This window comes from Cellvibrio sp. 25HG11W-0 (assembly GCF_057815475.1).
The window spans coordinates 1,907,884-1,927,556 of record NZ_CM174230.1 but is presented as its reverse complement, the minus strand read 5'-3'; the positions used below and the strand labels follow the sequence as shown (position 1 = coordinate 1,927,556).

At 44.1% G+C, this 19,673-nt stretch carries 16 protein-coding genes and 1 tRNA gene; 8 read left to right on the top strand and 9 right to left on the bottom strand.

Annotation, left to right across the window (positions count from 1 at the left end; genetic code table 11):
• Nucleotides 1-470 precede the first annotated feature (470 nt).
• Entirely contained in the window at nt 471-1,715 is a 1,245-nt protein-coding gene (locus AC0KUT_RS07920) for a site-specific integrase (RefSeq protein ID WP_488834914.1), read from the top strand.
• 25 nt (nt 1,716-1,740) lie between these two features.
• Here the strand turns inward: AC0KUT_RS07920 and AC0KUT_RS07915 are convergent, their stop codons facing one another.
• From AC0KUT_RS07915 to AC0KUT_RS07905, 3 genes are all read right to left on the bottom strand, one after another.
• Nucleotides 1,741-2,082 (bottom strand): hypothetical protein, encoded by a 342-nt coding sequence (locus AC0KUT_RS07915; protein WP_488834912.1) that lies wholly within the window; start codon nt 2,080-2,082, stop codon nt 1,741-1,743.
• 194 nt (nt 2,083-2,276) lie between these two features.
• Nucleotides 2,277-2,456 carry a hypothetical protein gene (locus AC0KUT_RS07910; RefSeq protein WP_488834910.1) on the bottom strand — a complete coding sequence of 60 codons (180 nt, stop codon included), beginning with the start codon at nt 2,454-2,456 and terminating at the stop codon, nt 2,277-2,279.
• 148 nt (nt 2,457-2,604) lie between these two features.
• On the bottom strand, nt 2,605-2,898 hold the full coding sequence (locus AC0KUT_RS07905) for a type II toxin-antitoxin system Phd/YefM family antitoxin (protein WP_488834909.1): 294 nt from the start codon (nt 2,896-2,898) through the stop codon (nt 2,605-2,607).
• A 519-nt stretch (nt 2,899-3,417) separates the two neighbouring features.
• Here AC0KUT_RS07905 and AC0KUT_RS07900 point away from each other — a divergent pair.
• Nucleotides 3,418-3,642 carry a helix-turn-helix transcriptional regulator gene (locus tag AC0KUT_RS07900; RefSeq protein WP_488834907.1) on the top strand — a complete coding sequence of 75 codons (225 nt, stop codon included), beginning with the start codon at nt 3,418-3,420 and terminating at the stop codon, nt 3,640-3,642.
• Nucleotides 3,643-3,651: 9 nt separating this feature from the next.
• Nucleotides 3,652-5,310, top strand: a complete 1,659-nt coding sequence (locus AC0KUT_RS07895) for a replication endonuclease (protein WP_488834905.1) — start codon at nt 3,652-3,654, stop codon at nt 5,308-5,310.
• Between the two features lie 50 nt (nt 5,311-5,360).
• Here AC0KUT_RS07895 and AC0KUT_RS07890 read toward each other — a convergent pair whose 3' ends face one another.
• The 4 genes from AC0KUT_RS07890 to gltX all read right to left on the bottom strand — a co-directional run bounded on the left by AC0KUT_RS07890 (nt 5,361) and on the right by gltX (nt 10,645).
• The gene (locus AC0KUT_RS07890; protein ID WP_488834903.1) at nt 5,361-6,191 is read right to left on the bottom strand and encodes a hypothetical protein; all 831 of its coding nucleotides are present in this window, start codon (nt 6,189-6,191) and stop codon (nt 5,361-5,363) included.
• On the bottom strand, nt 6,191-7,912 hold the full coding sequence (locus tag AC0KUT_RS07885) for a hypothetical protein (protein ID WP_488834901.1): 1,722 nt from the start codon (nt 7,910-7,912) through the stop codon (nt 6,191-6,193). Before AC0KUT_RS07885 ends, AC0KUT_RS07890 begins: the two co-directional genes overlap by 1 nt.
• A 1,032-nt stretch (nt 7,913-8,944) precedes the next feature.
• Nucleotides 8,945-9,020: transfer RNA gene (locus AC0KUT_RS07880), tRNA-Ala, on the bottom strand.
• 110 nt (nt 9,021-9,130) lie between these two features.
• Nucleotides 9,131-10,645, bottom strand: coding sequence for a glutamate--tRNA ligase (gene gltX / locus AC0KUT_RS07875; RefSeq protein ID WP_488834899.1), 1,515 nt, complete (start codon nt 10,643-10,645; stop codon nt 9,131-9,133).
• A 507-nt stretch (nt 10,646-11,152) separates the two neighbouring features.
• On the opposite strand from gltX, the gene AC0KUT_RS07870 reads away from it, so the two are divergent.
• The 4 genes from AC0KUT_RS07870 (at nt 11,153) to AC0KUT_RS07855 (ending at nt 14,443) form a co-directional block, all read left to right on the top strand.
• Nucleotides 11,153-11,548: a DUF6165 family protein gene (locus AC0KUT_RS07870; RefSeq protein ID WP_488834898.1), complete on the top strand. Its 396-nt coding sequence runs from the start codon at nt 11,153-11,155 to the stop codon at nt 11,546-11,548.
• 62 nt (nt 11,549-11,610) lie between these two features.
• On the top strand, nt 11,611-12,678 hold the full coding sequence (waaC, locus tag AC0KUT_RS07865; RefSeq protein ID WP_488834896.1) for a lipopolysaccharide heptosyltransferase I: 1,068 nt from the start codon (nt 11,611-11,613) through the stop codon (nt 12,676-12,678).
• The gene (locus AC0KUT_RS07860; protein ID WP_488834895.1) at nt 12,675-13,499 is read left to right on the top strand and encodes a glycosyltransferase family 2 protein; all 825 of its coding nucleotides are present in this window, start codon (nt 12,675-12,677) and stop codon (nt 13,497-13,499) included. Before waaC ends, AC0KUT_RS07860 begins: the two co-directional genes overlap by 4 nt.
• 113 nt (nt 13,500-13,612) lie before the next feature.
• The gene (locus AC0KUT_RS07855) at nt 13,613-14,443 is read left to right on the top strand and encodes a glycosyltransferase family 2 protein (protein ID WP_488834894.1); all 831 of its coding nucleotides are present in this window, start codon (nt 13,613-13,615) and stop codon (nt 14,441-14,443) included.
• Between the two features lie 30 nt (nt 14,444-14,473).
• On the opposite strand, the gene AC0KUT_RS07850 is transcribed toward AC0KUT_RS07855, so the two are convergent.
• Both AC0KUT_RS07850 and AC0KUT_RS07845 read right to left on the bottom strand, forming a co-directional pair.
• Nucleotides 14,474-15,511, bottom strand: coding sequence for a Stealth CR1 domain-containing protein (locus AC0KUT_RS07850; RefSeq protein WP_488834892.1), 1,038 nt, complete (start codon nt 15,509-15,511; stop codon nt 14,474-14,476).
• A gap of 32 nt (nt 15,512-15,543) precedes the next feature.
• The gene (locus AC0KUT_RS07845) at nt 15,544-16,356 is read right to left on the bottom strand and encodes a glycosyltransferase family 2 protein (RefSeq protein WP_488834891.1); all 813 of its coding nucleotides are present in this window, start codon (nt 16,354-16,356) and stop codon (nt 15,544-15,546) included.
• A gap of 194 nt (nt 16,357-16,550) precedes the next feature.
• Between AC0KUT_RS07845 and AC0KUT_RS07840 the strand changes: the two genes are divergently transcribed.
• Complete coding sequence (locus AC0KUT_RS07840) at nt 16,551-19,406, top strand: valine--tRNA ligase (protein WP_488834890.1); 2,856 nt, start codon at nt 16,551-16,553, stop codon at nt 19,404-19,406.
• Nucleotides 19,407-19,673: the final 267 nt, after the last annotated feature.

Sequence of the window (19,673 nt, the reverse complement as noted above, 5' to 3'; positions counted from 1 at the left end):
CGAAGAATTCATGATTAGTCAGAAAACACAAAATAAGGCTCATGCTTAAACTTGAATTGAATAAAAAAGGAAAAATTTAAGAATGAGTTTCAATAGTGGCGATAACCGCGCGCACAACATTTAGAACCGTCATCAGGGCAACTTCGCCGCGCCACCCTCCCACCTAACTTCATAGCAACGACAAATACTCACCCTCAATAAAAAACCCGCGTTTCGTGAGAAACGCGGGTTTAGTATTTGGTGGAGCTAAGCGGGATCGAACCGCTGACCTCAACACTGCCAGAGTGAAAAACGGCCAAATAACAGCGAATAACCATGAACAACAAAGAGCACCAAAAACAAAATAAATCCTTTTAATACAATGACTTATAAGTTCATGTTTGTTCATTGACAAATATTGGCTTTCCTTGCGATTCAATAAATTTGGACTTAATATGGACTTAAATTTCATTTAAGTCCAAGAGGGAGCCATGCAAGCCAAACTTTCTACCGCCAGCGTTAAGAGTTTTGACGCTCAAGAAAAAGCCTATGAAGTGGTCGATGCTGAGATCAAAGGTTTCCTAATGCGCGTTCAACCAACGGGCCGAAAAACCTTCTACTTTAGTTATCGCACTCATGCGGGAACTAGGAAACGAATCAAGATTGGCGTTTTAGGTTCTAGTCTTACTCTGGCACAAGCAAGAGACCAAGCACTTAGCTATGCAGGGCAAGCGTCCGGCGGCCAAGATATTCAAGGTGAAAAAGCGACCAGCAGAAGAGCTGCCAAAGAAAAACTCAAGCACACCCTTGATGCCTACCTAACAACTCACTATCGCCCTTGGGCATTAACCAACCAAAAAAGCGGCCAGCAAACCATCGACACCATCAGGCGCGCATTTCCCGACCTACTCCCCCTACCCTTATCAGAAATCACCCTTAAACAAGTAGAGCGCCTGCGCACTGACAAAATAATGAGCGGCTTAAAACCCGCCACAGTTAATCGAGTAATGAACGCCCTAAGAGGCGCACTTTCTCGTGCTATGGACTGGGGAATAATCGACACTCATCCACTAGCAAAACTTAAAGCTCTGAAAATGGATGCGGGAATTAAAGCGAGATACTTAAGCGAAGATGAAGATCATCGACTTTTTAAAGCGCTCAAAGATCGCGATGAAGATATTAAAGCCGCTAGAGCGAGGGGCAATACATTTAGGCAAGAGCGCGGCTATGAACTAATGCAAGATCTCTATCAATGCACCTATGCCGACCGCATGACGCCAATGATCACCCTATCCCTTAAAACAGGTATGAGACGCGGCGAACTATTTGATCTTCTGTGGAGTGATATTGACCTTCATAGCCGGATTTTAACCATAAGGGGCGAAATTGCTAAATCCTCCAAAACGCGCCATGTTCCATTGAGCCCTATTGCCTTCAGTACAATTTCTAACTGGAAATCACAAACGCCCAATCAAATAGGGCGGGTATTCCCTTCCGATAATGGAGAGCGCTTAGATAATGTAAAAAACTCATGGACAAGTATTTTGAAAGCTGCGGCAATTCCAAGTTTTCGCTGGCACGATATGCGCCACGACTTTGCGTCTAAATTGGTGATGAAGGGTGTCCCACTAAATACGGTGAGAGAGCTTTGTGGCCATGCTGATTTGAATACTACGTTACGTTATGCGCATCTAGCGCCGGATCATAAAGCCGATGCTGTTGCACTTATTGGGTAATATTTTCTTGCCATTCAGCATGCAGTTAATTATCGGCGGGGTGCTCGATAATATTTGTATACATTGTTCGAAGCCCTGACTTGTCATCTTGAAGCAACGTGAAGCCATGATTTTGATAATGCTCAATTAGCCTTTTGCTATCATCACACTCCAAAAATATTATTCTGCCTCCGATCAAGGCCTTTGCCGCAGAAACCACACTATAAATTTCATTCAATATTAATTGCAGAGTAATTGGGTTGTTTTCAATAGAAGCATTTTTTCCAATTTGCCCAATTAGAAATGCACTTATACGTTCAACATTTTTTGAAATGCCATCAATGCTTTTTATTTGTGTTTTACTGATTTTTTTGTCAGACAGAAGCAACTCTTTGAAGGTAACAGCAAAATAGGCAAGAATATTGCCAGTGTCATCGTCAAGGATAATATATGTTCTGGCATGCCCAGTTCTCTCAAAGCAAATTGCTTTAGTATCCTGAGTAAGAAAACGTTGAACATCGAGGTTTTGTGGGCAGGTAAAATCTTGTAGCAGCTTGGTAGTTTCGTCTTTACCAAGCTCTTCTAGGAGGCTGCTGAGTTGGACAATCGTTGTTTTAATAGCTCAATACCTTTGGCATTTTCCGCTTTATAATCGCGCACCTGAACTTCAATTTGGCGGGGATGCGCCAAATCTTGGCGAATCTTATCAATAGATGCCTTGTTGCTTACCACGAAAGTTTTATCAAAAGATGCTGTTGCCATCTTACTATCTCCACCAGCTTGATTTCAGGATTATGTGCAATACGCACATCTATGACCCGTACTAGCTCCTTAAAGTTTAACAAATACTAGGCGATTTGTTAATCAAATTTGATCAATGCACTACAGAGCTTAAGTATGAGGGATAAATTCACTCAGAGAAGCGCCCCAAATCAGCAGGCGAGGCATTGATAAGCAACTCGCTCCCCTCAGCCACTATTGCATCCAAGCGCGCGCGGGACGGGCGAAAACGGCTACGCCCTTCTGGATAGGCCAACTCGATCATATTGACCATATGCTGATAAACCTCGGCGGGTACTATATAGCCCGCTGTGCGATTATTTGAGAGAACCGCCACAGGCTCGCCTTTAAAGTAACTTGCAGGGCTTTTGCGTAAATCAGTAATAGACACTGTTTGCTCCGCATAGATCGGGCTAGTGCTCATAGGAAACCTCAAATTCGTACATAATTTAGTACATCTTAATGTACAACCACAAACACATCAAGCGCTGACAGACGCACCAACTTAAGCTATTCCCGCTTAGCACCACTCAATAAAGCTAATTTTGGCAGCAATATTACAGGCTAATTTGGTCAAAAAAGAGACCTATATAATTGGCGCTAGGGCTTCCTAGGCTCTACAACCGAAATAACAACCTACTTAATATTCACCCTTTTTCACTACCAACTGCTCTATTTCACCCAAACCGTGAATTTATTTACCCTAATTCATGATTATTTTCACCATCCTAAAAACCAACCAAACTTCAACCGAACTCATCCCAACTTTTAAGCGAACCACAACCGAACTCATCCTAACTTTAAGCGAAATAGTGGAATTATATTGCTTAAAGTTGGCTTATTTGACCGAACAATCTTAAGCGAACTCGAAAAACGGCTATTGACAGGTTAAGCGAACCGAGCTGTAAAGTCCGTATCCAGTGATAACTACTGGAGACAAATCATGACTAACAAGATACAAGCAAAAGCACTTACCGAAATTGAAGCATCACAATACATAGGCATGAGCCGTTCTTTCTTGGCTCAATCCCGCATGGATGGCAACCGCGACAACCGAACCCCAGCCCCGCCTTTTATCAAGATCGGTCGATCTGTTCGCTACCTACGCGAAGACTTAGACCGCTGGCTTGATAACTTCATGAAGCTTGAACACCTTGGGCAGTGTTAGGGCTGCCTTATGTCACTCTGGACAGATGAAGCCTTAACCATCACCGAAGGCTATGGCACCCGTGAATGCCACCAGTTTCGAGCCAAGATTTTTGATGCTCATTCATTCCTTTGCCTAACTCTGGCAAGGAACTATGTGCGCACAGCCAAAGCCAAGGGCTATGTCGCGGCGAATGATGAATTGAGGTGCTACAACGAAAAGCTGGTATTAGGTGCGCGGTTCCAAGGGATCTACATAGACTCACCAGATGAAGAAGTTAAGCGTTTTGCTGAACAGCGCTCTTTGAATATGTCCGGCCTATCAGCTCGATACATCAAGCGCTTTGGCTTGTATAAAGCAGCCGCCATGGTACAAGTTCGCCTTACATCCTTTGGCTTTCGCTTACCTGTGAAAGACTTGGAACAAGCCAGCGACGAAGAGATCCTCGGGGCGATTGCCCGCGTGTTCGATTCCGTATGGTGGCGCCGCCAAATAAGACGACTACAAGAATCTACCCTTGAAAGCCTACACATAGGGCTGGGGTTGGTTAACCGAAAATCTGGTATCTACGCCAGCACCTTTTGTGTAACCCGCAAATGGCAGCAGTGGCTGCGCAATGAGGCTATTTTGGCTTCGCTCGAAGCTGAGAATGATTTAGGCCAAGTGTTCAATTTGTTGGACTTAACTAAACGTGGGGTTTCTAACCTAGTAAACCGCCGCAATGAATTAATGACCCGTATTGCGGGCTTTGAAGGCTACGCCAAAGACCAAGGTAATGCCGCTATTTTCTACACCATGACGGCCCCCTCCAAGTATCACGCCTATCACTCAAAACCCTGCAGGCCAAACCCCAAATACCAAGGCGCCACACCTGCCGACACTCAAGCCTATTTCAATAAAATTTGGGCGCGTATTCGTGCGGCACTAAAACACGAAGGCATTCAGCCCTACGGAATTCGCGTAGTAGAGCCACACCATGACGGCACCCCACATTGGCACATGCTGTTTTTTATGGCACCCAATCAAGTTGAAACAGTAACCCAAATCATTAAACGCTATGCACTTGCCGAAGATGCCCATGAAGCAGGCGCGGAATTGCGCAGAGTAAAAGTAGAGCACATAGACCCAGCCAAAGGCTCTGCCATAGGTTACGTGGCCAAATACATTGCCAAAAATATAGACGGCGAACATGTAGGCGCAGACCTCTATGGTCACGATGCCATAGACAGCGCTATTCGCATTAGAGCGTGGGCGTCCATTTGGAATATTCGTCAATTTCAATTTATTGGCGGCCCCAGCGTAACCGCATGGCGCGAAGCACGCCGCTTTGCCACATCAGAAGCAGCCCAAGAAACACTAGAGCGCATTGGCAGCGAACATCTAGCCGCCATTGTCGAGGCCTGCGATAAGGGCGACTTTAAAAGCTACGTTGAGCTATCTGGCGGCGCAACCCTAGCCCGCAAAGATCAACCCCTTCGCGCCTTTCATGTAGCCAAAGAAACACCCAACAAATACGGCGAAGTTATTAAGAAATTAATCGGGCTTTGTTATCAGGGAATTGAAACCATTAAAACCCACACGCGCGAATGGTCTATTCGCCCTGTGGATTTAACAAATGAGAAAAAAGACTTTGGGATGGGTTTTGCTTTAGGGGGCGCGAACGCGCCACCCTTGGAGTTCTGTCAATAACTGTACGGCAAATAAACTTAAGCCTGAACATTTCTCTTTCAATAATAGAATTAAGTTGCTCTCGTTCGTATTATCAAGTTTCGGGTTTTAATTAGAGTTAACATCCCTCCCGAAATATTATTTGCAGCATCGATTTCTGAGTGGAAAAGTTCCCATATACTTTTAAATAATTTGTCGAAATTATGTGATCTATATGCTGGTATTCTAGGCCATTCATTATGCCAACGTTTAGATATATGAACAAAAATCTCTAAATTCACCGAGCAAACTAGAGCAGTACACACATCTGCGGCTTCCTGAAGTTCTGCAAAACCAACTACAATTTTTACGGGATTTTTAGAATTCGGCAGCTGTAAATTTACTGCATTCTTTCCCGCTAACAAGCCAGCACTGTGGACAATAGCATGACGCAACTCGCAAAGCCTATCAAACTCATCCAATGGAGTAGAAATTTGACTATTACTTGCAATGTTGTACCCGAGTAAATTTGTAAAACTTTTACGCACTGTTTCGGCATCTGAAAAGGAGGTATTTTCAAACGCCCCTTTTTCTAGCTCTCCGTACCCGAACCATGCTGTAGCCAAATTGAGCGGTTTATTTGCGCTCTTTTGTTTGGCCATAGGGCACAAGCGAATAGTCCCTGCTAAAATCCCCCTAAAATAATTTTCCGTGAGGGATATCAGTCCAACTAAAATTAAGGGTATTACTGCTGGGCTAGCGGCAGCATAACTAGGAGTTATTGCGGTTAAAAGCAGATTCCTACCAGTATAAAACTCATCAATTGGGCTCTTATTTAAAGTAGAATTAGAAATATATTTAGTTATATCCCTAATCGTTACAGTTGAAGCATTAGCGCTTACAGCTTGTTTCCAATCAGCCATTAGGAAATATACTCCTCAGCAAAATTGTAGATCCTAGCCGCCCAATAGCTACCTACTTGCGGCACAGAAAGAAGCTCTTTATGGCCAATATCATGCAAAATATCTCGAATTGTTCGTATACTCGAATTACTTTTTATTGATTTCAGCCTCGTCTGAGTAAGCGGTAATAAGTCAATATCTTGTGCAACGAGCTTTTCATAAATGGAGGCAGCTTTTAGCGGTGCCCCGCAACCATAACAAAACCTTGCTTCATCACTACTTCTCTCCAACCCACACACTTGGCATGGAGGCATACTCAATTTAAGATCGCTCTGACTGTTGGGAAGAAGAAAGTCTGTTTGCGTTCGCGTATATTCATGCGCATTTCTGGTTTCTAGCGCTACAGCAATATCATCTATTTTTACTGAAGCTGTAACTAAAATTGCATTATTTTCAATAAGAGCTGAGAGATTAATTAAGTAGAGATCGAAAACCCCTTTTTCTCCCTTACTAATTTGTCCTTTATAGCTCACAAGTCCAGCGTACTGAAAAAACCCCAATATTTTTTTTAAATCTGAACTTAATTCTTTTTTAATGGCTAAGGTTATGCTTTTTCGATCAACTCTTTTGTCTTTATTATAGACTTTTATCAACTCAACCATTCTAGCAAATACCAAACGACCCTCACCAATATAACTTTTGTAAGTCGGTAATTTTTGCTCCAAGGATAAATAAACAGCCATTGCACTTCTATGACTTTGTTTAACTTGTGTTAGCACATTTGATTTTGAAAATTTTGTTTTATACGTGCAAAGCCCATCAACACTCTCCTCCACATAAATATTTCTTACCATATTTAAAAGGATTCTTGGTATACCGAAGGATGCATAACACATAACTTTTAGCAGAGAGCTTTCAAACGATATTTTTTTATACACCTCTGCCGGAAGCCGCTTAACCAACATTGAAGACATGAACGAGGAATAATTTACATCCTCAGGATCAACCCATGCATTTATTTCTTCCGCGTCATGCCCTATGTTGAAAGTCGGAGAAAAATTGGTCACCCCTGGATAAACTGCAGCTTTCGGAGATATGGTTCGACTTTTTATTTTTCTGAAAAATTCGAAAAAATCACGTTGCTGCTCAGGAGAAAAAGCATGCGCCGCATCATCAAGAAGCAATACACACCTTGATTTATTTGTCTTTTCCATAGCGGCATTTATATCGCCCTCCAAATCATACGGAGACAGATCCCAACCCTTTGAATCGACCTTAACAATTTCTCCAAGTTCCAGAAAACTAATTATCCGTTCAACGTCCTTAATAGCTATTTTAAAATTTATTTTTCCTAAAGCATTAAAATCTTTTAAGCTTTTATACATCCCCTCATAGACCTTTAGATACATCCACTGAGAAAACCAAAAACCGCCATTGGCTTTACTTCTATATATTGGCTCTAATTTTAATGAAGATTTGAAATTCACATAAACAGGGAGCGCACCGCCAGCCCCCTTAACATTGAGCTTATTATAGGCCTTAAGCATGAGAGTGGTTTTTCCGCAGCCTCGCGGCCCGCTTAGTAATTTAGCGCCAGATTGCGTTAACTTTTTTAAAATGACATCCTCATTGGGATGATCGCTTGACCATTGAATGAATTCTGAAGGGCTAATATATTCAGCTTGTTCAATAAAAAGATTATCGTTATCCATCTGACCACCAACACCTTGCAGAATTGACATTAACTTGAACTCCCACCGAAAAAACTATTGATATCACTCCACACTAAAACACCAATAACCATATAACCCTTAAATTAACGACATCATCAAAATTTTCTGCGTTCAAATACTACATTCTAAAACTATGTTGCTAGCAGTATGCTCCAGAAAAATGCAGCAACAGAATGCTGCAAAACGCCTGCAATTATCAATTGAGATTTACATTTAGCGAAACACCAAAGAGGGATAAAGAGCGTAGCAGACGAACCACTTTATGTCATCAGTCGGCATAAACTCTGATCAGCACATTTTTGGGCGCTTTGAATATTATCAAGTGAAGCATATGCCAAATAGACATCACGTACGTAAAAAAGCCTGCCCGAAGGCAGGCCAATATTAATTGCTTTCAGACGATTCCGATGGTGCCCTGTCGAAACTGACACTAATGGAAAGTATCAATTTTCCATATCTAGCCAAAAAATTAAAGGATAGCTTCATACACATATCTCACTTCAGAGATTAGTTAAAGCCGGACAATGCTTTGCTTATTGCTAATCAAGTAATCATTACTTTTTAGATAGGATTTGAGTATTTAGATAGGATTTGAGTATTTAGATAGGATTTGAGTATTTAGATAGGATTTGAGTATTTAGATAGGATTTGAGTATTTAGATAGGATTTGAGTATTTAGATAGGATTTGAGTATTTAGATAGAATTTAAGTATTTTAAGTATTTTAAGTATTTTAAGTATTTTAAGTATTTTAAGTATTTTAAGTATTTTAAGTATTTTAAGTATTTTAAGTATTTTAAGTATTTTAAGTATTTTAAGTATTTTAAGTATCGCTAAGCTTTCTTTGTCCGGCACCAGTTGGCTACAAGCGCCGGAGTGCATATTACTCACCGACCGACAAACATACAACGACTATTAATTTATTTATTCAATCAAATAATCAGTCAAAGAAAATTTTGGACTTAATATGGACTTAAATTGCAGAAACAAAAAAGCCCGCTATTAAGCGGGCTTTTTAAGTTGTTGATTTACAACGATAATTTGGTGGAGCTAAGCGGGATCGAACCGCTGACCTCAACACTGCCAGTGTTGCGCTCTCCCAGCTGAGCTATAGCCCCAAATTCTTTGACGTCCTGTCCAAGTGGCGCGCATTGTAAGTAGCGAGAAGCAGGGTGTCAAGCAAAAACTAAGCTGAACACCTTGCAGTTTTCGTCGTTAAATCAAGTGGTTAAGGATTAACCGCCGCATCATCAACTACTACGCCGAGCTTGTTGTAGACCTTTTCTAAGTCTTTTTGTTTGTTTTTGCCAAAGCCACCAAGGCTGTTGACGGCGTGGCGCAGGCGAGCACGGCTCATGTCTGGGCCGATAATTTCCATTGAGTCCACCACTGAAAAGGATGCGGTAGTACCTGCAATGGCGACAAAAATGGGCGCGAGCGCGTCCTTGAGCTTGATGCCCATTTGATCGGCGAGCAGTTTGAGCTCGCCAAACAAAGTATCGCGCTCCCAGGTGCGCAGGGCTTCCATGCGCCAAAGGGCAAATTGCAGATATTCTTTTTGCTTGTCCAGCTCCAACTTGTTACCAGTAAAACTGGCTTCACTGAGCGGCATCATGCCACTCACTAAAAACCCAACTAGGGGCGCGAAATCGCTGAGGGTCGTCATTCGCGATTGGGCGTGAGGCAATGCTTTGATAAGCATGTCTTTATTGAGCGCCCAATCGTGCAGGCGCTCGGCGAGCTGCTCGACACTGAAGTTTTCGCGAATCCAGAGGCTGTTGAGCCAGCTGAGTTTTTCTACATCGAAAATCGGGCCGCCAAGAGAAACGCGCTTGATGTCGAAGTGTTCCTGCATTTCAGCAAGAGTGAACTTCTCGCGCTCGTCAGGCATAGACCAGCCCATGCGCCCCAGATAGTTGAGCATTGCCTCCGGCAAAAAGCCCATGCGCTTATAGTAGAGAATGCTGGTGGGGTTTTTGCGTTTGCTGAGTTTGGATTTATCAGGATTACGCAGCAGCGGCAGGTGGCAGAGCACTGGTGCCTGCCAGCCAAAGTATTCGTAGAGTTTTAAATGCTTGGGAGCGGAGTTAATCCACTCTTCACCGCGAATCACATGGGTGATTTTCATGAGGTGGTCGTCCACCACGTTGGCGAGGTGATAGGTGGGCATGCCGTCGCCCTTGAGCAGCACCTGCATATCCACTTGCGACCACTCAATTTCAATCGTGCCGCGCAGCATGTCATCTATGACACAAGTGCCCTCTTCCGGGATTTTCATGCGGATAACATAGGGCTCGCCGGCCGCCAACTTGCCCTGCACGTCCTGCTCAGAAAGCTGCAAGCCACGACCATCATATTTTGGTGTTTCACCGCGCGCCTGCTGCTCAATGCGCATTTGATCCAGCTCTTCAGCGGTAGCGAAACAATAAAAAGCGTGGCCTTTTTCCACCAATTCCATGGCGTATTTACCATAAATATCCATACGTTCGCTCTGACGATAAGGGCCGTGCGGGCCGCCTACATCGGGGCCCTCATCCCACTCCAAACCCAGCCAGCGCATGCTATCTAAAATCGCCTGCTCAGATTCAGGCGTACTGCGGGTTTGATCGGTATCTTCAATACGCAGTAAGAATTTACCGCCATGCTGGCGAGCGAAACAGAGATTGAACAGCGCTATATAAGCGGTGCCTACGTGCGGGTCGCCAGTGGGCGATGGAGCAATACGGGTGCGAACTTCAGACATGAATGGGCCTTTATACAATCGACAAGATAATGATTAAAATAGAGCAAATAAAAGAAAGGCGGGCATTATACGCTTTAGCAAAGAAAAATAACGAGCGGCGACCTAGCGTGCGCCATCTACCATCTCGTCACACTCCTTCAGCGCGTTACCTTACAAAACCCCCAAAATGAGCCCAACAAATTAAATTGTCCCTACACTTCTTGTAATAATCCTTTGTAGCACGTTGCCCACCCTAGTTTTGCACATGCCCTCCCCAAAAAAACAGAGAAGCAGATCGAGAAGCACGATGGATAAGTACATTTGTTAGCCAGAGCGAACCAGCCAACCCAGAATACATGCCAACCAGTTCCTGCAACTAAGCCATATCCCACCAACATGAGAAGATAGTCATGGTCAATTCAACACCTAAACTATTGGAAAATCACCCACAGCCCAGAGCGAATTTGCTAAGATAGCCGCCATCAAACGACACCCAGAAAACTTTAAAAACCACATGAGAGCACTGCAATGCTGATTCAAGCTCCAATCTCCCTTGGCGAATTAATCGATAAAATTACCATTTTAGAAATTAAAGCGGTGAATATTAGCGATGCCGCCAAGCTTAAAAATGTCACCCATGAACTCACCATTCTCAACGAGAAAGTAGCCAGCCTGCTTGATGGCGAAGGCGTAGCGAAACTAGCTCCGCTGCAGCAGGCGCTCAAGGATATCAATCAAGAGTTGTGGATTATTGAAGACGATATCCGCGACTGTGAATACGCCAAAGACTTTAGCGATAAGTTTATTCAACTCGCGCGCGCTGTTTATGTCACCAATGACAAACGCGCCACGGTAAAAAAGGATATTAATCTCGCATTTGGCTCTGAATTAATTGAAGAAAAATCCTATAAGGATTATCAGTAATCTCCAGTGAGCGCCGCCCCCAAGCGCTCGCCTTTTCTGCCTCGCTAGCACAAGAATCGCCGATGAAAATTTTGATTGTTAAAATGTCCTCCATGGGCGATATCTTTCACACATTTCCCGCCATTTCGGATTTAAAAGCGCACTTCCCTGACGCGGAAATACACTGGATAGTCGAAGACAGCTTTAAAGAAATTGCGGCCTGGCACCCAGCAGTAACGAAGGTCATTCCCATAAAATTGCGCCACTGGCTCAAAGAGCGAAAGCTCAGCAGCTGGCGCGAATTCAAAGACTGGAAGCTCGCCTTACAACAAGAAACCTATGACTATGTTGTTGATGCGCAAGGCTTACTAAAAAGTGCCCTTGTAGCGCGCTGCGCCAAACACAAAGGTATTCATGGCTATCACAAAGACTCATCGCGCGAGGCAATCAGTCACTGGCTTTATCAATCACGTTACAAAATAGGCAAAGATCGGCATGCAGTGCAACGCACTCGCCAACTATTCGGCAAAATATTTTATTACACACCCAGCGAAACCTTAAATTTTGGCATTAACCAAAACTTCATTCATATTGCCGAAAACCCGCGCAAATTAATTTTTATTATTGGCACCAGCTGGGTCACCAAACTATGGGCCACAAGCCACTGGCAACAGCTTACCACCATGGCCATAGCCGCCGGCTTTGATGTGGAAATTATTTGGGGCAGCCAACAAGAGCAAGACATAGCTCAGCAAATTATTGACCACTGCCCACAAGCAACGCGGCCAAGCGAGCGCATGAGCATTACCGGCATTGCCGAAAAACTCGTATCGGCAGCGGGAGTGGTAGGCTTGGATACTGGATTTTCGCATCTAGCTGGTGCATTAGAAATTCCCACCATTGCAATTTATGGCCCCACATCACCTACCAAGGTCGGGCTCATTGGCGAACATACCTTAAATTTGAGTTTAAACCCTGCATTACAATGCATGCCCTGCCACAAACGTCAGTGCAAATGGCTGCCAGAAAACAGCAATGCAACGCCACAATGCATGAGCGGAGTTAGCGCCGAAAAGGTATGGCAAGAACTGCAAAACAAACTAAATTCCACCCAAACACTCAGCCCAGCAGACACGAGCGTAGCCCCATGAAACCTGAATCTATCGGCGTTGTAATCACCACCTACAACTCCCCCGAGTGGCTCAAAAAAGTCCTCTGGGGTTACGAAGCGCAAACCACTGCTGACTTCACCACCATTATTGCAGATGATGGCTCGGGAGAAGCAACTCGCGCCGTTATTGAAATGTTTCAGGCGCGCGGGAAATTACGAATAGAACACATTTGGCATGAAGATAAGGGTTTCCAGAAGTGCCAAATACTCAATAAAGCTATAGCCCAAAGCACCTGCGACTATTTAATTTTTACGGACGGCGACTGCGTACCTGAACCGCACTTTATTAAACTGCATCAATCACTCGCTGCACCTGGGCACTTTCTTTCAGGCGGCTATGTAAAACTCACCACGCCCGTTTCTCAAGCCATCACCCAAGAAGACATTAAAACCGGTGTTATTTTCAATGTAGATTGGTTAAAACGACACGGACAACCCGCCAATCATAAATTGTGGAAGCTAACCAAAAATACTCAGCTAAAACGATTGCTCAATGCAATAACCCCGACCAAGGCCACTTGGAATGGCATGAACAGCTCAACCTGGACTGCAGACATAAAAGCCTGCAATGGGTTTAATGAAGACATGCAATACGGCGGCTTGGATCGCGAACTCGGCGAGAGGCTCTACAACCACGGGCTAAAAGGCAAGCAAGTTCGCTACAGCGTAAATTGCCTACACCTCGACCACCCACGCGCCTATGACAACCCAGAAACATGGAAAAAGAATTACGCTATTCGCAATGAAGTAAAAACATCGGGGCGCTTTTGGGCAGATAATGGAATTGTAAAGAAAGCCTGATAGGATCGGATGATACTATTGCTTGCAGGCGATGAAAAACGCTAAATTAATAAGAAGCTAGCGTGACAGCCTCGCAATAATTCAATGGATTTTATTGCGAGCCCCCTGCTGAGATGAAACTAAAACAAATACCCGAATCACTTATTAAGGCCTATCGACTAAACAAATTAGCGCGCGATGAACTGCACGGCGCCGGACCAACACCGCTACCTATTATTATCTCCTTTACATCAATCCCATCTCGCTTTCACATAGTACATACCGCCATACGCAGCATGCTTCATCAAACTCAACCTGCTGAAAAGGTTATTCTATGGTTACATGAATCACACCAAGGAAAACTTCCCAAAAAAGTAATGGATCTTATAGGCCCCCGCTTTGACATAATGTTTGTTCCGCTCGACTGCCCACATATAAAATTAATATATGCACTGAATGCATATCCCGAGAAGACTATTATTACCTGTGATGATGATTTGCTCTATCACACAGAATTCATCTCAAGGCTCTACCAATCACACCAAAGCTTTCCTAATGATATTATTGCCAACCAATGTCGGCGCATCACCTACACCAACACTGGAGAAATAAGCCCCTATTTAACATGGCCGAATGTAGAATCTATTGGTTACAGCTCACAAGATTTATTACCCCTTGGCTATGCAGGAATACTCTATCCACCGAAATGTCTGCATACAGACACCACTAATGAAGCGCTTTTTACACTACTCACACCAAAGGCGGACGATCTGTGGTTTAAATGCATGGCAACTTTAAACAACACACAAACAAGGCGCTCATGCAACCCATCCCCAAACCCTCGCCCCATAATAGGATCGCAAAAAATATCACTTAAATCAGAAAATGTTCATCAAGACAGGAATAGATTGCAATGGCAGAAACTAACCCTTCATTACAATCTAGATACAACTGCATTTAAATAAAGGGGAGCTACGCGCGCTAAAATGAGCAATTTATTTGCTTTTTTTCGACTCAACCTCAATAAAATCATCCCAATTACCGATCCTTTCTCGAAGCCAGCTCGTCACCAGTTCAAAACTTTCTGTTGGGGCATTTTCAAGGCTTTGAATACAAACAAAGACATAACTTTCATTTCGCTCGGCTCGAGCAAGCTTACTTTTAATGCGAACCAACGCTTGATCTGCGGGCTTCAATTGCAATGTTTGCAATCTATTATCGATGACAGCTTCATTAATTCTCAATGCCAAGTGCGCAATAATTCCCTCAGGCACTAGCTGCTCCGCAGACCGGAGGTGATGGCAACAATTTTTGCGCGCCACATCTGCATGTTCTTTTTCAAAAAGCTCCCACTGACTCAACTTCCAAGGGTGTGGATTATGTTCCAACTGGAACACCGTTTTAAAGTACCCAAACAAGCGCGCGCTATTTTCTTGAACGCCAATAAACTTTACTCGATCAATAGACCGCGCCACCTCTTTTATCCCCATCATTTTTTGCATTTGACGCCAAAGCTGACGATACCAACGATGGTTAGATTGCACCTGCCAATGACCCCGTAACACTAGTTTTTGGTCACAGAAAAAAGCATCCGCACCTACTGGACGAATCAAAGCAAAATCATCATTGAGAAACAAAAATTGTTCAGCCAAATTTGGAATGCGCCAAAGCTGGCTCGATATAGACATACTATTAAAACTAGGCAGACACTCCTCTCGCCCAGAAAAAATTACACTATGATCGACAATTTTTATACGTTGTGCAAAAGGAGTTCCTTGCAGCTTGGTCATGAAACTAGGTTGTTGGTTGTCGGTCACAATAAAAATGGTGCGAATCCATGGCGCATAACGCAGCAATGAAACCACACAATATTCAATTTCACCCACACTATTGAACCTGGCTGGATTAGCTGAATGCGGTCGTGCCCCGCCGATAGAGGTCAAATATCGATTCAGCTTTTCACTATGAAGAGGGTCAGCACCATCAACCCAAGTAATGACGGCATCTATTGGCGAAATTAAGGATGAATTCACAACATTACCTTATCAAGTATTACTTTCTAAAACTAAAAACCATAGTGATTACAGAGCGCAACCCACTGCTGGTAATTACCATCCTGTCGTACATTGGTTTTTTTAAGTGATTCTTTTTGCGAAGATATGATAGGCATAGGCTTATTACCTGGGCAACTAGAGCGACGAGTTCGAGTGCCCGCCAAATGCGACATGGCCTTAAACCATAAATCATCAGCCTTGGGCGTTAAATGCAAAAACAACTCTCGGTTTTGAACATCTTGATGCAAAGAGTTCGGTGGATAAAAAACGCCGCCATAACCTATCGGCATCAACCATGGCTCAGTCACATCGACCCTACTTTCGGTACGCCATTTAGCATAAGGAGCAGGCTGCCCCTCAGACGAAAACGCAATCATGCGACATTCATGCGCAATAATATCTTGCGGAAATCGTAAGTGATCACTATAGAGACGAGCCAACCACGTTGGGCCATACATTAAATCATCGTCGCAGGTAATGACCGACGTGTTAGGAAATGCTTCCAATGAATGTATGAGTTTTCTATGAGAACAATTAAGGCTCACATAACGAATTTCAAATCTTGGCGAAATAAGCTCACCCAAGGAGACTGGCACCTTATCCTGCAATGCATCATTCAACCAAAGTATGATTTTTTCGGGCGCTTGACTCTGCAAAAGAAGACTGCGAATTGTTAAATGAACAATAGACAACCGGCTTGGAATAGAAGTTAAAGAAACGACAACGGGTATAGAAGGTACGGAAACTTCGCGAAGACGGCTTAATTTAATTCGATTCAACTTTAGCGCACACCACCAAGACGCGGGCAACTCTTTTAACTTCATTCGTGTTTCCTACGATTAACCACAACATGATTTAACAACGTTTAATGCAATATAATAACATTCCACCCCATTTATAACCTGAAAACTAATCAACAACCCAACTAGGCCTACCCCTCGCCAGACTGTATAATCATCAGCCTTATTTTCTGTCCATTTTTCGCCGCTACGGCGACCCCGAAAGAGTCTGTTTTGCTATGGAAAAAACCTATCAGCCCCACGCTATTGAGCGCCAGTGGTATCAAACTTGGGAAGAAAAGGGCTATTTCAAGCCCGCCGGTAGCGGCAACCCCTATTGCATTATGATTCCACCACCGAATGTCACCGGTAGCCTGCACATGGGGCACGGTTTTAATAATGCGGTTATGGATGCTTTGATTCGCTATAGACGTATGAAGGGCGATGACACTCTGTGGCAAATGGGTACTGACCATGCAGGTATAGCCACACAAATGGTGGTTGAACGGCAATTAGCCGCGCAAGGCGTGAGTCGCCACGACTTGGGGCGCGAAGCGTTTCTTGGCAAGATTTGGGAGTGGAAAGATCAATCAGGCGGCACTATCACCCGTCAAATTCGTCGCTTAGGCTCGTCGGTAGACTGGAGCCGCGAGCGTTTTACTATGGATGAAGGCCTATCAAAAGCCGTACAAGAAGCCTTTGTTCGGCTGCACGACGACGGCCTGATTTATCGCGGTAAGCGCCTCGTTAATTGGGACCCTAAACTTCACACTGCTATTTCAGACTTAGAAGTAGAGAACCACGATGAAAAAGGCTCCATGTGGAATCTGCGCTATCCGCTAGCCAACAGCGCGACCACCGCAGAAGGCAAAAACTATTTAGTTGTTGCCACCACGCGCCCCGAAACCATGTTGGGCGATAGTGCCGTTGCTGTGCACCCTGAAGATGAGCGCTACAAATCACTGATTGGCAAATTTATTATGCTACCTTTGGTGAACCGCTTAATTCCTATTATTGCCGATGACTATGTCGATAAAGATTTCGGCACTGGCTGTGTGAAAATCACGCCAGCGCATGACTTTAACGACTACGAGGTCGGTAAGCGCCACAACCTGCCACTCATTAATGTGTTGGACAAAAATGCAGCTATTCTGGGCACCGCACAAATATTTAATTTTGATGGAACACTGAATTCACTATTAGATGGCTCCCTGCCCGCACAATTTACAGGCATGGATCGCTATGAAGCGCGCAAGCACATTGTCGCAGCCTTCGAAGCAGCTGAGTTACTCGAAAAAATTGACGACCATGCGCTAAAAGTACCTCGCGGTGATCGTTCAGGCGTAGTGATTGAACCCTGGCTAACCGACCAATGGTACGTGAGCACCAAACCCTTAGCCGAACCTGCCATAGCCGCAGTTGAAGATGGCCGCATAGAATTTGTGCCCAAGCAATACGAAAACATGTACTTCTCTTGGATGCGCGACATTCAAGACTGGTGTATTAGTCGCCAACTTTGGTGGGGACATCGCATCCCCGCTTGGTACGACGCCAGCGGCAAGGTTTATGTTGGCCGCAACGAAGCAGAAGTGCGTAGCAAGCACAATATTCCTGCAGAGGTTGCACTCGACCAAGATGAAGATGTACTGGACACCTGGTTCAGCTCCGGCCTGTGGACCTTCTCAACACTCGGCTGGCCTGAACAAACTGATTTCTTGAAAAAATTTCACCCCACGGATTTATTAGTTACCGGGTTCGACATTATATTCTTCTGGGTTGCTCGTATGATCATGCTCACCATGCACTTGGTGAAACATGAAGATGGTAGCCCGCAAATCCCCTTCAAAACCGTTTATGTTCACGGTTTAGTGCGTGATGGCCAAGGGCAAAAAATGTCCAAGTCCAAGGGCAACGTACTCGACCCCCTCGATATAGTTGACGGCATAGATTTAGAAACTTTAGTGCAAAAGCGCACCACTGGTTTGATGAACCCTAAAGACGCTGCAAAAATTGAAAAGCAAACTCGCAAAGAATTCCCTGAAGGCATTCAAGCCTATGGTACTGATGCGCTGCGCTTTACTTTTTGTTCGCTCGCCTCTAATGGGCGCGACATTAAATTTGACATGGGTCGCGTAGAAGGCTATCGCAATTTCTGCAATAAAATTTGGAACGCAATGCGCTTCACCTTAATGCAATGCGAAGGACACGACTGCGGCCTAGATCAAGCGAGCACCTGCGAACTGTCGCTTGGTGATCGCTGGATTATCAGCAAATTACAACTCGCAGAAAAAACAGTAGCTGAAAGCTTAGATAAATATCGCTTGGACCTTGCTAGCCAAGCAATTTACACATTTGTGTGGGATGAATATTGCAGCTGGTACTTAGAGGCCACTAAAGCCGTTCTATTTGACAGCGAGGCTAGCGCAACGCAAAAAACTGGCACTCGTCGCACCCTAGTGCGCGTACTAGAAACCATTTTGCGCCTTGTGCATCCGTTAATGCCTTTTATTACCGAGGAAATTTGGCAAACCATTAAACCGCTTACGGGTGCTACTGGCGAGACCATTATGCTTGCAAGCTATCCCGCCGCTGATGAAAGTAAAATCGATCAACAAGCCCTCAAGGATGTTGAATGGTTACAAACGATTATTTTAGGTGTGCGCAATATTCGCGGTGAAATGAATATTTCTCCCGCAAAAGATATTCCCATCTATCTTAAAAATGGTAGCCAAGAAGATGAGTTGCGCCTTAATAACAGTCGTCAGTTTTTAACCAAGCTCGCTTCACTAGAAAGTATCACCTTATTAGCCGCTGGCGATGAAGCCCCCCTATCTGCCACCGCACTGGTTGGCAATATGGAAATTCTAGTTCCAATGGCTGGCCTTATTGATAAGGATGCAGAGATTGCTCGCCTCACCAAAGAGAGCAGCAAGCTAGAGCAAGATATAACTCGCACTGAAGCCAAACTCAGCAATACCGCCTTTGTTGAAAAGGCACCTGCCGATGTAGTAGCCGCCGAGCGAACTAGAGTGGCTGAGCATAAAATCTCAGTTGAAAAACTACGCGAACAAATCCACAAAATTAGTGCACTTTAATATTTGCAATGAAACTGCTAGTCAAAACTTGTTAATCTAAAAAAATAGATAACTAAAAAAGGGGGATGATAACTCATCCCCCTTTTTAGTTATACCCACTCCGCATAAGCGCAGCACAAACTGCTTCATAGACCCAGCCAACGCCTGCTCACAGAAACAGCATGCTAGTGGCCTGTAATTAATATTAAATAAAACTGATGCGTGCACGGGTATATTTAACGCAACGATGCTCGTCGCCTTAATATTTTTTGCCAAAAAAAAGCCCAA